The organism is Aeromonas sp. MR16, assembly GCF_022549315.1.
In the GTDB taxonomy this organism is placed as follows: domain Bacteria; phylum Pseudomonadota; class Gammaproteobacteria; order Enterobacterales; family Aeromonadaceae; genus Aeromonas; species Aeromonas aquatica.
In genome coordinates, this window is sequence record NZ_JAKZFK010000002.1 from 36,480 (window position 1) to 55,204 (window position 18,725).

General features: G+C 61.7%; 10 protein-coding genes. 8 read left to right on the plus strand and 2 right to left on the minus strand.

Annotated features, from left to right (window positions below; genetic code table 11):
• Window positions 1-42 precede the first annotated feature (42 nt).
• From aceE to MM194_RS02610, 4 genes are all read left to right on the plus strand, one after another.
• Window positions 43-2,703 (plus strand): pyruvate dehydrogenase (acetyl-transferring), homodimeric type, encoded by a 2,661-nt coding sequence (aceE, locus tag MM194_RS02595; RefSeq protein ID WP_241342562.1) that lies wholly within the window; start codon window positions 43-45, stop codon window positions 2,701-2,703.
• A gap of 233 nt (window positions 2,704-2,936) precedes the next feature.
• Window positions 2,937-4,826, plus strand: a complete 1,890-nt coding sequence (gene aceF, locus MM194_RS02600; RefSeq protein ID WP_241342563.1) for a pyruvate dehydrogenase complex dihydrolipoyllysine-residue acetyltransferase — start codon at window positions 2,937-2,939, stop codon at window positions 4,824-4,826.
• 153 nt (window positions 4,827-4,979) lie between these two features.
• Window positions 4,980-6,407, plus strand: a complete 1,428-nt coding sequence (gene lpdA / locus MM194_RS02605) for a dihydrolipoyl dehydrogenase (protein WP_241342564.1) — start codon at window positions 4,980-4,982, stop codon at window positions 6,405-6,407.
• 127 nt (window positions 6,408-6,534) lie between these two features.
• Window positions 6,535-7,491 carry a sensor domain-containing diguanylate cyclase gene (locus MM194_RS02610; RefSeq protein ID WP_241342565.1) on the plus strand — a complete coding sequence of 319 codons (957 nt, stop codon included), beginning with the start codon at window positions 6,535-6,537 and terminating at the stop codon, window positions 7,489-7,491.
• Here the strand turns inward: MM194_RS02610 and MM194_RS02615 are convergent.
• On the minus strand, window positions 7,488-7,700 hold the full coding sequence (locus MM194_RS02615; protein ID WP_241342566.1) for a hypothetical protein: 213 nt from the start codon (window positions 7,698-7,700) through the stop codon (window positions 7,488-7,490). The genes MM194_RS02610 and MM194_RS02615 overlap by 4 nt on opposite strands.
• 146 nt (window positions 7,701-7,846) lie before the next feature.
• On the minus strand, window positions 7,847-9,757 hold the full coding sequence (locus MM194_RS02620; protein WP_241342567.1) for a methyl-accepting chemotaxis protein: 1,911 nt from the start codon (window positions 9,755-9,757) through the stop codon (window positions 7,847-7,849).
• 277 nt (window positions 9,758-10,034) lie between these two features.
• On the opposite strand from MM194_RS02620, the gene MM194_RS02625 reads away from it, so the two are divergent.
• From MM194_RS02625 to MM194_RS02640, 4 genes are all read left to right on the plus strand, one after another.
• Window positions 10,035-12,332 (plus strand): patatin-like phospholipase family protein, encoded by a 2,298-nt coding sequence (locus tag MM194_RS02625; RefSeq protein ID WP_033129504.1) that lies wholly within the window; start codon window positions 10,035-10,037, stop codon window positions 12,330-12,332.
• 227 nt (window positions 12,333-12,559) lie between these two features.
• Window positions 12,560-15,157: a bifunctional aconitate hydratase 2/2-methylisocitrate dehydratase gene (gene acnB, locus MM194_RS02630; protein WP_241342568.1), complete on the plus strand. Its 2,598-nt coding sequence runs from the start codon at window positions 12,560-12,562 to the stop codon at window positions 15,155-15,157.
• Between the two features lie 266 nt (window positions 15,158-15,423).
• Window positions 15,424-17,004: an EAL domain-containing protein gene (locus MM194_RS02635; protein WP_241342569.1), complete on the plus strand. Its 1,581-nt coding sequence runs from the start codon at window positions 15,424-15,426 to the stop codon at window positions 17,002-17,004.
• A 92-nt stretch (window positions 17,005-17,096) separates the two neighbouring features.
• The gene (locus MM194_RS02640) at window positions 17,097-18,680 is read left to right on the plus strand and encodes an EAL domain-containing protein (RefSeq protein WP_241342570.1); all 1,584 of its coding nucleotides are present in this window, start codon (window positions 17,097-17,099) and stop codon (window positions 18,678-18,680) included.
• Window positions 18,681-18,725 lie beyond the last annotated feature (45 nt).

The window sequence follows — 18,725 nt, forward strand, 5'->3', positions numbered from 1 at the left end:
GCCGTGCAATGCCGTGCAATCACAACAAAATAGGAACCAGCCATGTCTGATATCCTGAAGAACGATGTGGACCCGATAGAAACGCTGGAGTGGCTTGCCTCTCTGGAATCCCTGCTGCGTGAAGAGGGTCCGCAACGCGCTCAGTTCATCCTTGAACAACTGGCCGAGAAAGCCCGCATCAGCGGTGTTGACGTGGCTGAGAAGGCGAATCGCGACTACATCAACACCATTCCTGCCAGCGACGAACCGGCTTACCCGGGCGACCTGGAGATGGAACGTCGCATCCGCGCCATCATCCGCTGGAATGCCATGATGATAGTGCTGCGCGCCTCCAAGAAAGACCTGGACCTCGGTGGTCACATGTCTTCCTTCGCCTCTTCCGCGACCATCTACGAAGTCTGCTACAACCACTTCTTCCGCGCTCGCAGCGAGAAGGACGGTGGCGATCTGGTCTACTTCCAGGGTCACATCTCCCCGGGCATCTACGCCCGTGCATTCGCCGAAGGTCGTCTGACCGAAGAGCAGCTGGACAACTTCCGTCAGGAAGTGGACGGCAAGGGCATTCCTTCCTACCCGCACCCGAAACTGATGCCGGACTTCTGGCAGTTCCCGACCGTTTCCATGGGTCTGGGCCCCATCGCCGCCATCTATCAGGCTCGCTTCCTGAAGTACCTGACCGACCGTGGTATCAAGGATTGCTCCGAGCAGACCGTGTACGCCTTCCTGGGTGACGGCGAGATGGACGAGCCGGAAGCCAAGGGTGCCCTGACCGTTGCCGTGCGTGAAAAGCTCGACAACCTGGTCTTCGTGGTCAACTGCAACCTGCAGCGTCTGGACGGTCCTGTTGTCGGCAACGGCAAGGTCATCAACGAGCTGGAAGGTCTGTTCGCAGGCGCCGGCTGGGATGTCACCAAGGTCATCTGGGGTCGCAAGTGGGATGAGCTGCTGAAGAAAGACACTTCCGGCAAGCTGATCCAGCTGATGAACGAAACCGTGGATGGCGACTATCAGACCATGAAGTCCCGCGACGGCGCTTACGTCCGTGAGCAGTTCTTCAACCGTTATCCGGAAACTGCCGCCCTGGTCAAAGACATGACCGACGAGGAGATCTTCGCCCTGAACCGCGGTGGTCACGACCCCCGTAAACTGTTCGCCGCCTTCTCCAAGGCCGCAGCGACCAAGGGCAAGCCGACCGTCATCCTGGCCAAGACCATCAAGGGTTACGGCATGGGCGAAGCGGCCGAAGGCAAGAACATCGCTCACCAGGTCAAGAAGATGGATCTGGGCTCTGTTCGTCACCTGCGCGATCGTTTCAGCCTGCCGGTCACCGACGAGCAGCTGGAAAACCTGCCGTACCTGAAGATCGAAGAGGGTACCGAAGAGCACAAGTACCTGCACGCCCGCCGTGCCGCGCTGAAGGGCTATGTACCGACCCGTCTGCGCGAGAGCACCACCAAGCTGGAAATCCCGGCGCTGGATGCCTTCGGCCCGCTGCTGGGTGAGCAGGCGCGCGAGATCTCCACCACAATGGCGTTCGTGCGTTCCCTGAACGTGCTGCTGAAAGACAAGTCCATCGGCAAGCGCATAGTTCCGATCCTGGCCGACGAAGCCCGTACCTTTGGTATGGAAGGTCTGTTCCGTCAGATCGGCATCTACAGCCCGCACGGTCAGCAATACACCCCGCAAGATCGCGACATCGTCTCCTATTACAAGGAAGACAAGCAGGGTCAGGTTCTGCAAGACGGCATCAACGAGCTGGGCGCCATGTCCTCCTGGCTGGCTGCTGCGACCTCTTACAGCACCAACGATTGCCCGATGATCCCGTTCTACATCTACTACTCCATGTTCGGCTTCCAGCGGATCGGCGACATGGCGTGGGCAGCCGGTGACCAGCAAGCCCGTGGCTTCCTGCTGGGCGCGACCTCCGGTCGTACCACCCTTAACGGCGAAGGTCTGCAGCACGAAGATGGTCACAGCCACATCCTGGCCGGCACCATCCCGAACTGCATCTCCTACGATCCGTCCTACGCCTATGAAGTGGCGGTGATCGTACAGGACGGCCTGCGCCGCATGTACGGTGAGAAGCCGGAGAACGTCTTCTACTACATCACCACCCTGAACGAGAACTATGCCATGCCGGCCATGCCGGAAGGCGCCGAGGAAGGCATCCGCAAGGGTATCTACAAGCTGGAATCCGTGGCCGGTAACAAGGCCAAGGTACAGCTGCTGGGTTGTGGCTCCATCCTGGGTCATGTCCGTACCGCCGCCCAGATCCTGGCCAGCGAATACGGCGTGGGTTCCGATGTGTTCAGCGTGACCTCCTTCAACGAGCTGGCTCGTGATGGTCAGGACGCCGATCGCTGGAACATGCTGCACCCGACCGCGACCGCCCGTGTACCCTACATCACCTCAGTGCTGGGTTCCGAAGCCACCATCGCCGCGACCGACTACATGAAGTCCTTCGCCGAGCAGGTGCGTGCCTTCGTGCCGACCGAGCACTACCGTGTACTGGGTACCGATGGTTATGGCCGTTCCGACAGCCGTGCCAACCTGCGTCGTCACTTCGAAGTGAACGAGTTCTATGTCGTCGTCGCTGCCCTGACCGAACTGGCCAAGCGCGGTGAGATTGACAAGCAGGTTGTGGCCGACGCCATCGCCAAGTACGGCATCGATGCCGACAAGGTTAACCCGCTGTACGCATAAGAGAACGGAGGCGCTGTCCGGCATTGCGCCGGACAGCGCCTTGCCAGGTTCAGTGACAGTAGAAGCAAGGGAAATTATCCGTTTTTGCAGTGGTTTATATGCCAAACGGGCCCTTGCCAAGGTTAACGCGACAGATGCGTAAGAGGATAAAGTTCTGTATCTAGGCAGAAAGTGCCGGATATGGGGCTGCCAGGGTTAACGCGATAAACGTACGCGTAAGAGGATAAAGCACAATGTCCAAACAGATTATGGTGCCGGATATCGGTGCCGATGAAGTTGAAGTGACCGAAATCATGGTCGCCGTGGGTGACAAGGTCGAGCTCGACCAGTCCCTGATCGCCGTGGAAGGTGACAAAGCCTCCATGGAAGTCCCGGCTCCTGCCGCGGGCATCGTCAAAGAGATCCTGGTCAAGGTGGGCGACAAGGTTGCCACCGGTTCCCAGATCATGATCTTCGAAGCCGAAGGTGCGGCCGCTGCCGCGCCGGCTCAGGCTGCTGCCCCGGTTGCCGCCGCAGCGGCAGCCGCCCCCGCTGCTGCCGCCCGCAAAGACGTGCACGTGCCGGACATAGGTGACGACGAAGTCGAAGTGACCGAGCTGATGGTTGCCGTTGGCGACATGGTTGAAGCCGACCAGTCCATCATCGCCGTGGAAGGTGACAAGGCCTCCATGGAAGTGCCGGCGCCGTTCGCGGGCCGCGTGGTCGAGATCAAGGTTGCCGCCGGCGCCAAGGTCTCTACCGGTTCTCTGGTAATGGTATTCGAAGTGGCTGGCGCCGCGCCTGCCGCCGTTGCCGCGCCGGTTCAGGCTGCCGCTCCCGTGGCTGCGGCCCCGGTTGCCGCCGCTGCCAAAGAGGTCAACGTACCTGACATCGGCGGTGACGAAGTGGAAGTCACCGAGATCATGGTCGCCGTGGGTGACAAGGTCGAAGCCGACCAGTCCCTGATCGCCGTGGAAGGTGACAAGGCCTCCATGGAAGTCCCTGCGCCGTTCGCCGGTATCGTCAAGGAAATCAAGGTGAAGGCCGGTGACAAGGTCTCTACCGGTTCCCTGATCATGGTGTTCGAAGTGGCGGGTGCTGCCCCTGCCGCCGCCCCGGTTGCCCAGGCTGCTGCCCCCGTTGCCGCTGCACCTGCCGCCCCGGTGGCTCAGGCCGCTGCCCCGGCTGCCGCTTCTTCCGACTTCGTCGCCAACGATGCCTACGTCCACGCCTCTCCGGCCGTGCGTCGTCTGGCCCGTGAGTTCGGCGTCAACCTGGCCAAGGTGAAGGCCTCCGGTCGCAAGGGCCGCATCGTCAAAGAAGACGTGCAAGCCTATGTGAAGGATGCCGTCAAGCGCGCCGAGTCCGCACCTGCTGCAGGTCAAGGCAATGGCAACGGCATGAACGTGCTGCCATGGCCGAAGGTGGACTTCAGCAAGTTCGGCCCGGTCGAAGAGCTGGAACTGACCCGGATCCAGAAGATCTCCGGTCCTGCCCTGCACCGCAACTGGGCCATGATCCCTCATGTCACCCAGTTCGACGAAGCCGATACCACCGATCTGGAAGCGTTCCGCAAAGAGCAGAACATGCTGGCCGAGAAGCAGAAGCTGGATGTGAAGATCACCCCGCTGGTGTTCATCCTGAAAGCCGCCGCCAAGGCCTTGGAAGCGCACCCGCGCTTCTGCAGCGCCCTGTCCGAAGACGGCAGCAAGCTGATCATGAAGAAGTACATCCACATCGGTGTGGCGGTTGACACTCCGGGGGGCCTGGTCGTACCGGTCGTTCGCGACGTCAACAAGAAGGGCATCTATGAGCTGTCCCGCGACTTGGCCGAGATTTCCAAGAAGGCCCGTGCCGGCAAGCTGACCGCTGCCGACATGCAGGGCGGTTGCTTCACCATCTCCAGCCTGGGTGGCATCGGCGGTACCAGCTTTACCCCGATCGTCAACGCGCCGGAAGTGGCCATCCTCGGTGTTTCCAAGTCCGAGATGAAGCCGAAGTGGAACGGCAAGGAGTTCGTGCCGCGTCTGATGCTGCCGCTGGCACTGAGCTATGACCACCGTGTCATCGACGGTGCTGACGGTGCTCGCTTCGTCAGCACCCTGAGCGGTGTGCTGTCCGACATTCGTCGACTGGTTCTGTAAATGTAAATGAGAGGGCGAGCACAGAGCTCGCCCTTTTCACTTCTCATTTCATTAACAAAATTATAAACTTGCCCCGTTTTTTTCACGGCTGCAGCCGCCTTCTTTGGCATAAGACTGTGCTGTCCGGGGATATAGAACGACAAAGAGGTCATGATGAGTAAAGAAATCAAAACTCAGGTCGTAGTACTGGGTGCTGGCCCTGCCGGTTATTCCGCTGCTTTCCGTGCCGCCGATCTGGGTCTGGATACCGTTATCGTCGAGCGCTACTCCACCCTGGGTGGCGTCTGCCTGAACGTGGGCTGCATCCCGTCCAAGGCGCTGCTGCACGTTGCCAAAGTGATCGAAGAAGCCAAGGCGCTGGCCGATCACGGTATCGTCTTCGGTGCCCCGCAGACCGACATCGACAAGGTGCGTCTGTGGAAAGAGAAGGTCATCAACCAGCTGACCGGCGGTCTGGCCGGCATGGCCAAGATGCGTAAAGTCCAGGTTGTGAACGGCTTGGGCAAGTTCACCGGTCCGAACACCCTCGAAGTGGAAGGCGCCGATGGCAAGACCACCGTCACCTTCGACAACGCCATCATCGCCGCCGGTTCCCGTCCGGTGAAGCTGCCCTTCATCCCCCACGATGACCCGCGTGTATGGGATTCAACCGATGCGCTGGAGCTGAAAACCGTTCCCGGCAAGCTGCTGGTCATCGGTGGCGGCATCATCGGCCTGGAGATGGGTACCGTGTACTCCTCCCTGGGTTCCGAGATCGACGTGGTGGAATTTGCCGATCAGCTGGTTCCGGCTGCCGACAAAGACATCGTCAAGATCTACACCAAGCGCGTTGCCAAGAAATTCAACATCATGCTGGAGACCAAGGTCACCGCAGTTGAAGCCCGTGCAGACGGTCTCTACGTCTCCTACGAAGGCAAGCACGCCCCGGCCGAGCCGGTTCGCTACGACAACGTGCTGGTCGCGGTCGGTCGTGTGCCGAACGGCAAGCTGATGGACGCCGAGAAAGCCGGTGTGGTCGTCAACGAGCGCGGTTTCATCGAGGTGGACAAGCAGCTGCGTACCAACGTCGCTCACATCCACGCCATCGGTGACATCGTCGGTCAGCCGATGCTGGCCCACAAGGGTGTGCATGAAGGCCACGTGGCGGCCGAAGTCATCGCCGGCAAGAAGCACTACTTCGACCCGAAAGTGATCCCGTCCATCGCCTACACCGAGCCAGAGATGGCCTGGGTGGGTCTGACCGAGAAGGAAGCCAAGCAACAGGGCCTGAACTTCGAAGTCGCCACCTTCCCCTGGGCTGCCTCCGGTCGCGCCATCGCGTCCGATTGCTCCGACGGCATGACCAAGCTGATCTTCGACAAGGACAGCCACCGCGTTATCGGTGGTGCCATCGTCGGTACCAACGGTGGTGAGCTGCTGGGTGAGATCGGTCTGGCCATCGAGATGGGTGCCGACGCTGAAGATCTGGCGCTGACCATCCACGCTCACCCGACTCTGCACGAGTCCGTGGGTCTGGCTGCCGAAGTGTACGAAGGATCCATCACCGATCTGCCGAACGCCAAGGCCAAGAAGAAGAAATAACCTTCTTCTTGCCGCCCTGATGAAAAGCCGCTCCCGTGAGCGGCTTTTTTGTTTTCTGATGAGAAAAGAGATTTGTTCGGGGCTGTTTGCTATGCTGGGGTCTGTCATGTCACGCAACGGCCCGCCCATGCAAGTCCCCCTCCTGCCCGATCACGAACGACAGCGCCTCGATGCCTTGCGTCGTCTCGCCATTCTGGATACCTCAGCCGAGGAGCGTTTCGATCGTATCACCCGGATGGCGCGCAACATGTTCGAGGTGCCCATCTCCCTCATCTCTCTGGTGGACGAGGAACGGCAGTGGTTCAAGTCCCGCTGCGGTCTGGACGCACAGGAGACCCCGCGCGACATCTCCTTCTGCGGTCATGCCATCCTCGGCGACGATATTTTCGTGGTGGAGGATGCGACTCGGGATCGGCGCTTTGCCGACAATCCACTGGTGTTGGGAGAGCCCCATATCCGTTTCTATGCCGGCAGCCCCCTGCAGATCGCGGGCGGCCACAAGATGGGGACCCTGTGCATCATCGATCATACGCCTCGCCATCTGGACGAGCGCCAGCGGGCCTTGCTGGCGGATCTGGCCGGTATGGTGGAGCACGAGCTGGCGGCCATTCAGCTGGCGACCCTGGATGAACTGACCGGCATCAGCAATCGCCGCGGTTTCATCATGTTGGCGCAAAAATGCCTGCAACTCTCCCATCGACAGGGGAGGGAGGCGACCCTGCTGTTTCTCGATCTCAACCGCTTCAAAGAGATCAACGACACCCTGGGGCACGAGGCGGGCGACGATGCCCTGCGGCAGATGGCCAACCTGCTGTGCCGGGTATTTCGCAACGCGGATATCTTTGCCCGTCTGGGTGGGGATGAATTCGCCGTGCTGTTGCCAGGCATTGGCCCCCGGCTGGTATCGAGGGTGCTGGCCCGCTTCGATGAGGCGCTGGTGACGTTCAACCGGGAGGCGGGCAAACCCTATCGACTGATCTGCTCCACCGGGGTGGCGCACTATGATCCGGCGTTGCCGCCCGAGTTGGAAACGCTGTTGCAGCAGGCCGACAAGCAGATGTACGACTGTAAAAAAAGGCGCTAGCAGCGCCCTTTCTTGGCCTGTCCCGGTGGACAGAAGTGACCCCTGTGGCCGCCATGATAGTCATCGTAGTAGTAGCCATCATGATGGCCATCGTAGACCCGGATCCGGGTGTCATCCAGGCTGACATCGGCGCCGTGCACCCGCACCGGGCCGCTGCTGCAGGCCGACAACAACGCGCCCAGTACCATTACCATCATCAGTTTGCCCATCTTGTTCTCCTTCACTCTCCTCTGATTATGCGGTATTCCGGCAGCGACCCTGAGTCGGATTTGTGACGCTGCGTCATGGCTTGCCGTTGTCACAAAACAGGGAGCGCTGAGGCGCTCCCTGGGTGAGGGGGTGGAGCGCGGGAGACTCAGAGCCGGAAGTTGCCGACCAGCTTGTCGAGCTCGCCGGAGAGCTGCTGCAGACTGCGGCTGGACTCGGTCAGCTGGTGGGCGATGTCGGCTGTCTCCATGGTGAGCTGGTTGATGTCCTCCACGTTGCGGTTGATCTCGCCCACCACGCTGGACTGCTCCTCGGTGGCGGTGGCGACCTGGATGTTCATGTCGCTGATCTGGGTGATATGGGCGGTGATCTGCCCCAGCGCCCCGTTGGCCTCGTCAGCCTGAGCCACCACTTCCAGACTCTGGTTGCGACCCTGGGTCATGGCGCTGACGGCGCGGGCGCTCTGCTCCTGCAGGCGGTTGATCATGCCCTGGATCTCGGCGGTGGAGGCGGCGGAGCGGCTGGCGAGGTTGCGCACCTCGTCGGCCACCACGGCGAAGCCACGGCCCTGCTCACCGGCGCGGGCGGCCTCGATGGCGGCGTTGAGGGCCAGCAGGTTGGTCTGCTCGGAGATGCTGCGGATGGTGTCGAGGATGCTGCCGATGGAGTCGGTCTGGCTCGCCAGGGATTCGATGACGCCGGATACCTGCTCGATCTCGCCCGAGAGGCCGACAATGCCGTGTCTGGCCTGAGCCACCACCAGGGCGCCCGCATCGGCCTGCTCGTTGGCCTGCTTGGCCACGTCGGCAGCCAGCGACGCGTTGCCGGCGATTTCGCCCACTGTGGCGCCCATCTCGTGGATGGCGGTGGCGACCTGCACGGTGCGATCCCGCTGGGCGGTGCAGTTGTGCAGGGTCAGATGGGCCTTGCTGGCCACCTCGTTGGCGGTGGCGGCGAGCTGGCGGGAGTTGTTGGCCACCTGCTCGATAGAGCCGTGGATCTTGGCGACGAAGTTGTTGAAGCCGGTGGCAACCTGGCTCAGCTCGTCTCGCCCTTCTACCTTGAGGCGCCGGGTCAGATCCCCGTCACCGCTGCCGAGTTCCCGGAACAGCCGGGCCAGCTCGTTGAGGGGACGGCTGACCGAACCCGCCAGCAGCACGCCGAGCAGCCCCATGCCGACGGCGATGGCGAGGCTCACCAGCAGGATGTGCAGGCGGGCCCGATCCAGCTCGGCGTAGATCTCGGCCTCCGGTACCTGGGCCACCAGATACCAGTCGAGCAGCGGGATATAGCTGGTGGCCAGCACCACCGGCTGGCCGTCGATCTCGGCGTGGGTCGCGGCGAACGGCTGCCTGGTCAGCAGACCGCTGGCGCCCGGGCCTGCCAGTTGGGCCAGGCTGTCTCTGTCGATGCGGGCGGCGTCCGGGTGCAGTTTCACTTTGCCGCTGCCATCGGTCATGAACACGAAGCCGCTGTCGCCGATGCGGAAGTTGGCGAGCATGCTGACCATGCTGTCGAGGGACTTGGCGAGCCCCGCCAGACCGCGACCGTTGAGCTGCTGGAAGTTGACGAACAGCTTCACCTCGCCGTTGGTCTCGCGGAAGATGCTGAGCATCAGATCCTGCGGACTCTTGGTGTAGTCGTAGAACCAGTTGTCCTGGTCATGGTTCAGGACGCGCAGGAAGCCATCCTGGTTGTAATAGGCGGCGCTCTGCCGATCGGCGAAGGAGGCGGTAACCAGGCCATACTGGGCGGTCATGTCCTTGAGTTGTTCAATGAGGATGGACTCCTGCTCCTTGGGCATGCCACGGGCGACCCAGTCCAGCACGAAGCGATCGTTGGCCAGCTGTTTGGCGGCGCCGGCGACCGAGGTGAGATCCTTCTCGATCTCCTTGCCGATACGCTGGGTCAGGTTCGGCAGCTCCTGTTCGAACATGCGGGTCTCGATCAGTTGCTGGGCCGAGCGCTGGCTGAAGTAGCCCACCAGCAGACAGGAGAGCGCCACGGCCAGGATGATGGTGGCCAGAATTTTCTGTTTGAGTGTCAGGCTTGCGAACATAGGGTGACTCGGGTGTGGGCCTAAGGTTGAGCTCATATTAGCGGCCGCCGGATGACGCTCTTGAGGTGGGGATGGCGTTTATTGTCGATTAACGTTTGCGCTCACATCAGGCTGGGACTGGATTGGCGCCCTGCTTGCTTCGGGCCTGCGGTCGGCTGAAAGGCGATGAAATCTCGCCAGCACAAGGAGTTGCGGTTACAGTTCCTCAACTTATAGTAGGTAACACTCGGCCGGCGGCATCGCTCACTCGGCTCGCACTGGATCAATGGACACTCATATGCGCATCTTTCATCGGGGATGGACCCACCTGCTAATGCTCCTGCTGGCAGCCTTGCCATTGATGGCGGCGGCCCAGACTCCCGACGCTGCCAAGGCGCACGGGGATGGTGCCAAGATGGACCGCCCCAGGATTGCGCTGGTACTGAGTGGCGGCGGCGCCAAGGGGGCGGCCCATATCGGGGTGCTCAAGGTGCTGGAGGAGAAGCGGATCCCGGTCGACATCGTGGTGGGCACCAGCATGGGCTCCTATGTGGCGGGCATGTATGCCATGGGGCTCAGTGCCGAGGAGGTGGAGCGCATGACCCTCTCCATCGACTGGAACAAGGGCTACCAGGACAAGGTTGGTCGTGACGAGCTCTCCTTGCGCAAGAAGCAGCAGAGCGAGAAGTACCAGCTGCGCACCGACATCGGCGTCAACGGCGATCAGGCCCAACTGCCGGATGGCTTCTTCCAGGGCCAGTCCATGGCCAGCCTGCTGCGCCATGCCACCTCCAACCTGCCGGTGCAAAAGAGCTTCGATAACCTGCCCATTCCCTACCGCGCCATGGCCACCAACATGGAGACGGTGACCCCCTTCGTGCTGGATCACGGCAGCCTCGCCAAGGCGATGCAGGCCTCCATGTCCATTCCCGGCGCCCTCAAGCCGGTGGATTGGGAGGGGCACATCCTGGCCGACGGCGGCACGGTCAACAACATGCCGGTGGACGTGGCCAAGGCGATGGGGGCCGACATCGTCATCGCGGTGGACATCAGCGCCAAGCTGCGCACCCGGGAGTCTCTCAAGTCGGGGCTGGCCATGATAGACCAGCTCACCACCTACATGACCCAGGTCGGCACCGAGCAGCAGAAAGCCCTGATGGGGCCTAAAGACGTGCTGCTCAGCCCGGAGTTTGGCAACATGGGCATCGCCGATTTTGCGCTCATGCCGGAGGGGATCAAGATAGGGGAGCAGGTGGCCATGCGTGCCTCCAGCCAGCTGGATGTGCTGTCTCTCTCCCCTGAGCGTTATGCCGACTACCGTAACCAGAAGCTGAGCCGCCGTGCCGAGCGCAGCGGCCAGCCGGCCTACTACATCGACAAGGTGGAGATCATCAACAAGTCGCGCCTCTCCGACGACACAGTGCGCGCCATGCTCAAGGTGCGACCCGACAAGGTGCAGACCTATGAGAGCCTGGAGGCGGGGATCCGCCGCCTCTATGCGCTGGAGTCCTTCGATCGCATCACCTACGAGGTGGTGGAGCGCGATGGCGAGAACGTGCTGGTGGTCAATGCCAGTGAGAAGAACTGGGGGCCTGGCTACCTCAACTTCCAGCTCGGCTTCTCCGATGATTTCGAGAACAGTTCCAACTACAACGTCGGCATGTCCTATACCCTCACCAACGTCAATGACTGGGGAGGGGAGTGGCTGACCGAGGCATCGCTCGGTACCGCCAAGCACCTCAAGACCGACTTCTATACGCCGCTCGAGCCCTCCCAGACCTATTTCGGCGAGGCGAGCCTGGCCTATGACAAGACCCAGCGCCGGGTCTTCTTCCCGGAAGAAGATGTGCTTTCCTCCGGTGTGCGTTATCTGGATTCGGAGTACAGCTTTACCAGCATGGATCTCGCCATCGGCTGGAACCGTCAGCCCTGGAGCCGGTTATCCCTCGGGCTGGAGGGCAAGGTGGGCAGCGTCGATATCCAGAACCTGTCCGATGCGGATGCGGACGCTTCCGCCTGGGGCCCCTATGTGCGCTTCGAGCACGACACCCTCGACAGTCGCTACTTCCCCTATGAGGGCATCTACTGGGATATCAAGGGAGGCTACTCCCATATCAGGCTAGAGCCGACCAATGAACCGACCGAGAACACCGAGGGGCTCAACTACCACCTGGTGATGATCAAGCCCTGGTCATGGGGACGCCACAGCGTCAACCTGATGCTGGAGGGGGGCGGCTCCACCTCGCAGGAGGACGTGCCGCTGTTCGTACAGGATCTGGGTGGGCTGTTCCGGTTGTCCGGTTTCCAGCACTACCAGTTGAGCGGGCGCTACAGCCTGTTCGGTGGCCTGCGTTACATCTACCGGGTGGCGGACAACGACTTCGGGGCGGTCAAGGCTCCGCTGTTCCTCGGTGGCTCTCTGGAGCAGGGGGGGGTCTGGGATAGCGGCGAGGATATCAGCGTCGAGAGCTCCTTCACCGCCGGCTCCGTCTATGTGGGGGTGGAGAGTTTCCTCGGTCCCATCTTCCTCGGCTACGGCATGGCGGAGGGGGGCCATGACATGTTCTATCTGCAGTTGGGCACCACCTTCGAATAAGGTTTAAATGCTGATTTTTTGTTAACTCATCAATGGTGTGTTTTTTGTCCGCAGCAAAAACATCAGTAACTTTAGTTGGTTAGATTTATTTGGCGGATAAGCATACAGGCCTTGGATTTTAATTAGTCGTTAAAACTTATATAGTGGGGGGCACCCTACGGGTGTCCCGCAAGGACGATCGCCGCGAGCTTGGGCGAACCCAAAAAAAGACCAAAGAGGAATTAGTCGTGCTTGAAACCTACCGTAAACACGTCGCAGAACGTGCTGCCGAGGGCGTAGTTGCCAAACCTCTGGATGCAGAGCAAGTCGCCGCCCTGGTTGAACTGATCAAGAACCCGCCCGCCGGTGAACAAGATTTCCTGAAAGAACTGCTCTCTTCCCGTATTCCTCCCGGTGTGGACGAAGCGGCCTATGTGAAGGCCGGTTTCCTCACCGCCATCGCCAAGGGTGAGGCTCACTCGCCCATCCTGAGTGCGGCCGAAGCCGTCGAGCTGCTCGGCACCATGCAGGGTGGCTACAACATCCAACCGCTGATCGACTTGCTGGATCATGCAGAACTGGCCCCTCTTGCTGCCAAGGGCCTCTCCCACACCCTGCTGATGTTCGACTCCTTCCACGATGTGGAAGAGAAAGCCAAGGCGGGCAATGCCCACGCCAAGCGGGTGATGCAATCCTGGGCCGATGCCGAGTGGTTCCTGAACCGCCCGGCCCTGGCCGAGAAGATCACCGTCACCGTGTTCAAGGTGACCGGTGAGACCAACACCGATGACCTGTCGCCCGCGCCGGATGCCTGGTCCCGTCCCGACATTCCGTTGCATGCCCTGGCCATGCTGAAGAACGCCCGTCCCGGCATCACCCCGGACAAGGATGGCGTGATAGGCCCCGTCAAGGCCATCGAAGCGCTCAAGCAGACCGGCTTCCCGCTGGCTTACGTCGGTGACGTGGTCGGTACCGGCTCTTCCCGCAAATCCGCCACCAACTCGGTGCTCTGGTTCATGGGTGACGACATCCCCCATGTGCCGAACAAGCGCGCCGGCGGTGTCTGCCTGGGTGGCAAGATTGCCCCCATCTTCTTCAACACCATGGAAGATGCCGGCGCCCTGCCCATCGAAGTGGATGTCTCCAAGCTGGAGATGGGGGATGTGATCGACATCTACCCCTATGCCGGCAAGATCTGCAAGCATGGCACCGAGCAGGTGCTGGCCCAGTTTGAACTCAAGACCGAGGTGCTGATCGACGAGGTGCGCGCCGGTGGCCGTATCCCGCTGATCATCGGCCGAGGCCTGACCGACAAGGCGCGCGAGGCGCTGGCTCTGCCGTTCTCCACCGTGTTCCGTCGCCCTGTGCCTGTGGCCGACACCGGCAAGGGTTACACCCTGGCCCAGAAGATGGTGGGCAAGGCCTGCGGCGTGCAGGGCATCCGTCCCGGCACCTACTGCGAGCCCCGCATGACTACGGTCGGTTCCCAGGACACCACGGGCCCCATGACCCGCGATGAGCTCAAAGACCTGGCCTGTCTCGGCTTCTCCGCCGACCTGACCATGCAGTCCTTCTGCCACACCGCCGCCTACCCGAAGCCCATCGACGTGCAGACTCACCACACCCTGCCGGACTTCATCATGAACCGCGGTGGCGTCTCCCTGCGTCCGGGTGACGGCGTCATCCACTCCTGGCTGAACCGCATGCTGCTGCCGGATACCGTCGGCACAGGTGGTGACTCTCACACCCGTTTCCCCATCGGCATCTCCTTCCCGGCGGGCTCTGGTCTGGTGGCTTTCGCTGCCGCCACCGGCGTGATGCCACTGGACATGCCGGAATCCGTGCTGGTGCGCTTCAAGGGCGAGCTGCAACCGGGCATCACCCTGCGTGACCTGGTCCATGCCATTCCCCATGCCGCCATCCAGAAGGGGCTGCTGACCGTCGAGAAAGCGGGCAAGAAGAACATCTTCTCCGGCCGCATCCTCGAGATCGAAGGTCTGCCGACTCTGAAGGTAGAGCAGGCATTCGAGCTGGCCGATGCCAGCGCCGAGCGCAGCGCCGCCGGTTGCACCATCAAGCTGGATCAGGCGCCGATCACCGAGTACCTCAAGTCCAACATCGTCATGCTGAAATGGATGCTGTCCGAAGGCTACGGCGACGTGCGCACCATCACCCGCCGCATCAAGGCCATGGAAGAGTGGCTGGCGAAGCCGGTGCTGATGGAAGCGGACAAGGACGCCGAGTATGCCGAGATCATCGAGATCGATCTCGCCACCATCAAGGAACCCATCCTCTGTGCGCCGAACGATCCGGACGATGCCCGTCTGCTCTCCGAAGTGGCTGGTGCCAAGATCGATGAGGTGTTCATCGGTTCCTGCATGACCAACATCGGCCACTTCCGCGCCGCCGGCAAGCTGCTCGAGAAGTACCAGGGCGAGCTGCCGACCCGCATGTGGATAGCCCCGCCCACCAAGATGGACAAGGATCAGCTGACCGAAGAGGGTTACTACGGCATCTTCGGCCGGGTCGGTGCCCGTATCGAAATACCGGGCTGTTCCCTCTGCATGGGTAACCAGGCACGGGTCGCGGAAGGCGCCTCAGTTGTCTCCACCTCCACCCGTAACTTCCCGAACCGTCTGGGCAAGGGCGCCAACGTCTACCTGGCCTCTGCCGAGCTGGCTGCTGTTGCCGCCATCACCGGCAAGATCCCGACCGTGGCGGAATACCTGCAGTACGCCAAGACCCTGGATGCGACCGCTGCCGATACCTATCGCTACCTGAACTTCAACGAGATCGCCTCCTACACCCAGAAGGCCGATGCGGTGATTTTGCAGCAAGCGGTATAAGGATGGGCGCCAGTATGGCGCCGCCTGTCTGAGAACGAGCCCCGGCCCCTGCCGGGGCTTTTTTGTGGCGACCACCCGGCGGTTGTGTGCTGGTCGGGTATTTCCTCGCCTCATTGAGTAAAAACTGATCTGGCTCGTGAAAGGGGCTAAAGGGGCACAGTATGATGCCCCGTTTTCTGGCCGTGCCTCTGTCGCCCGGGCACTCCACCTCCATGGATACCGGCTTCGTGAGTCCCACTCGTTTTTCTCATTTGCGTGGTCACACTATGTTTTTATTCGGATTCGATGCCGCTCGCCCTTGCTGGCGTCTGCTGTGCGCCCTGCTGGTGTTCATGCTGCCCGTGTCGGTGGGGATGTGGGAGTTGCACAGCAACTATCTGCGCACGCTGGACAACGAGGCGGAGCTCGCCGCCACCAAGGCGGTCCGGTTGATGGAAGGCATGTTGCATCATGCGGAAGGGACCAACATCAGCGTGGAGCCGCTGATCAAGCAACCCTGCAAGGCGTCGTTCCTGGCCCTGCGCAAGCGGGTCACCTTGACGCCCTTCGTCCGCAGCACCAGCCTCATCAACCATCGAGGGGTGTACTGCAACTCGCTGCTCGGGGATGTGCACTGGGAGGACGATGTCGAGTCTTACAGCGACAGCTTCCTGCGCCTGCTGCCAGGCAATCAGATCAGAGCCCATCACCCTGTGCTGGCGCTGCGGACCGCGTCGCAGGATGGCGCCGCCCTCAGCACCATCGACAGCGAATACCTGAAGGTCATGCTGGCCCTGAGTGCCCCCGTCTCGGGGGAGGCGCAGCTTCGTGTGGGCAATGCCTGGCTGGACGAACAGGGACGCCTGGTGGAGGGTTATCCCAGACTGCCGAGCCTGGGCGTACGTAAGGTCCAGTCCGAGCACTATCCATTATCCGTCTATGCGGGTTTCGAACTCCCTTCCGTATGGGGGGCGCTGTGGCAGGTCCGGCACCTCACCATCATGATGCTGCTGGTCTTTTCCTTGTGCATCGCCCTGCTGGTGTGGTGGCTGCTGGGGCGGCCGCGATCCATGGAAGGGGAGCTGAAGCGCGCGTTGCGGGCGAAGGAGTTCGTGCCCTATCTGCAACCGTTGATAGCCAGCCGCAGTGGCAAGGTGATGGGCGCCGAGGTGCTGATGCGCTGGCAACATCCCAGTTCCGGCCTGATCCGCCCCGACCTGTTTATTCCCCAGGCGGAAGAGTGCGGGATGATAGTCCCCATGACCAGCGTGCTGATGCAGGCGGTGGCCCTGAGACTGAGCAGTTGCCAGGATCGACTGCCGGCAGGGTTCCACATCAGCTTCAATATCAGCGCCGTTCATTGCCTGGATCTCTCCCTGCTGGACGAGTGTCGCAGCTTCTTGGATCACTTCTCCCCGGGACGGGTCGTGCTGGTACTGGAGCTGACCGAGCGTGAGCTGCTGGTGGCGAATGTGCATACCCTGGCGCTGTTCAAACGACTGGACGAGATGGGGGTGAAGCTGGCGATCGATGATTTTGGCACCGGCCACTCCAGCCTGACCTACCTGCAGCAGTTTCATGTGGATTACCTCAAGATCGACCGCTCCTTCATCGGGCGCATCGGCACCGAGTCCCTCTCCGAACACATCGTCGACAACGTCATCGATCTGGGCACCCGGCTCGGACTGACGCTGGTGGCGGAAGGGGTCGAGACAGAGGTGCAGGCCGACTATCTCTGGAGCAAGGGGGTGCACTATCTGCAGGGCTACCTGTTTGGGTGCCCTCAGCCGCTGCGTCAGTTCTGCCAGGGGTTGACGGCAGGGGAGGCGGATGGCCAGCTGGTTGCCAGCCACGCCACCTCCGCCTGAGTCCCGCAGTGTGGCTGCTCGTTATTTGACCCGTTAGGCCTGGGTTCAGCTTGGGTTGCTAAGATGGCGACCCTTTACGAACGGGATCCGCCATGCGTTATTGCTCCGCGGCCGACACGGCCAGACCCAGGCCAAGACTGCTGATCACCTTGCTGATGTTCGCGCTGCCCATGCTGCTCGGCAACTGGGCCATGCTCGTTCGCTATCGGGTCGATCTGCAGTGGGAGTCCCATCAGGCGGCGAGCCATACCCTGGCGCTGATGGAAACCATGCTGTCTCATGCCCAGGCAGCCAATCGCCAGGCCTTGCCATTTCTGGGCAAGCCCTGCGCCACTGCGCTGCCGACCCTCAGATCCCTGGTCGCCATGGTGCCCTTCGTGCGTTCGGTCAACCTGAGCCAGGGGGACAGCGTCTACTGTACCTCCCAGTTTGGCCGGCGCCGGATCCCCTATACCGCCGAGCTGTACAGCCAGGGCCAGCTGCGCCTGATGGAAGGGAACGAGGTGCGGCGGCATCATCCCATCCTCTCGGTGCGCACCGGCACTGTGCAAGGGGCCGTGATGACCCTGATCGATGGGGATTACCTCAACTTCATGCTGAGCCTCAACCAGGGAGCCATGCCCCTCATGCTCAGGGTGGGCGATGGCTGGCTCGACGAGGAGGGCCACTTCTTCGCCGCCACGCCTTCCCTGGCGAGTCAGGAGCATGTCGAGCTCCAGGCTGCTGGCTATCCGCTCTCCATCTATGCGGGCTACTCCTCTGCTCCCACCCTGATGGGGCTGTGGCGGCATCATGGCTTCGGGATCTGGCTGCTGTTTGCCTTCAGTGCCGGTGTTGCCGTGCTCATGTGGTGGCTGCTGGGGCGCCCCCGCTCCCCGACCAGCGAGCTGGCCCGGGCCCTGCGAGCCAAAGAGTTCGTCCCCTACCTGCAACCCCTGGTGGAGAGCGGCAGCGAACGCATCATGGGGGTCGAGGTGCTGATGCGCTGGCAGCATCCTGACGTGGGGCTGATCCGGCCGGATCTCTTCATTCCCCAGGCGGAGGCCTGCGGCCTGATAGTGCCCATGACCAGCCTCATCATGGGGAGGGTGGGGCAGCAGCTGGTCGCAAGCCAGGCGCAGTTGCCCGATGGCTTCCACATCAGCTTCAACATCAGTGCGGCCCATTGCCGTGACGACAGCCTGCTGGAGGAGTGCCGCAGCTTCCTCGCCCGCTTCGCACCGGGCAAGGTGACGCTGGTGCTGGAGTTGACCGAGCGGGAGCTGCTGGTGGCGGATCCCCATACCCTCTCGCTGTTCCAGGCGTTGAACGAGATGGAGGTCAAGCTGGCCATGGATGATTTCGGCACCGGCCACTCCAGCCTGGTCTATCTGCAGCAGTTCCATGTGGACTACCTCAAGATCGATCAGTCCTTCATTCGTCGTATCGGTACCGAGTCCCTCTCCGAGCACATAGTCGACAACGTGATCGATCTGGGCCACCGTCTCGGCCTGGCGCTGGTGGCCGAAGGGGTCGAGACCCGCGAGCAGGCGGAGTATCTCAAGGGCAAGGTGACCTATCTGCAGGGCTACCTGTTCGGCCGCCCCGTGCCCGTCCGGCAATTCTGCGACGAGCAGTTGGTGCAGGCGGCCTCGCCAGCGATTGAGGCCAAAGAGGAACAGCTTGAACCAGCCTGAGCCGGACCTGCCACGCAAGCCGCATCACGAGTGTGCGGCAGTGGT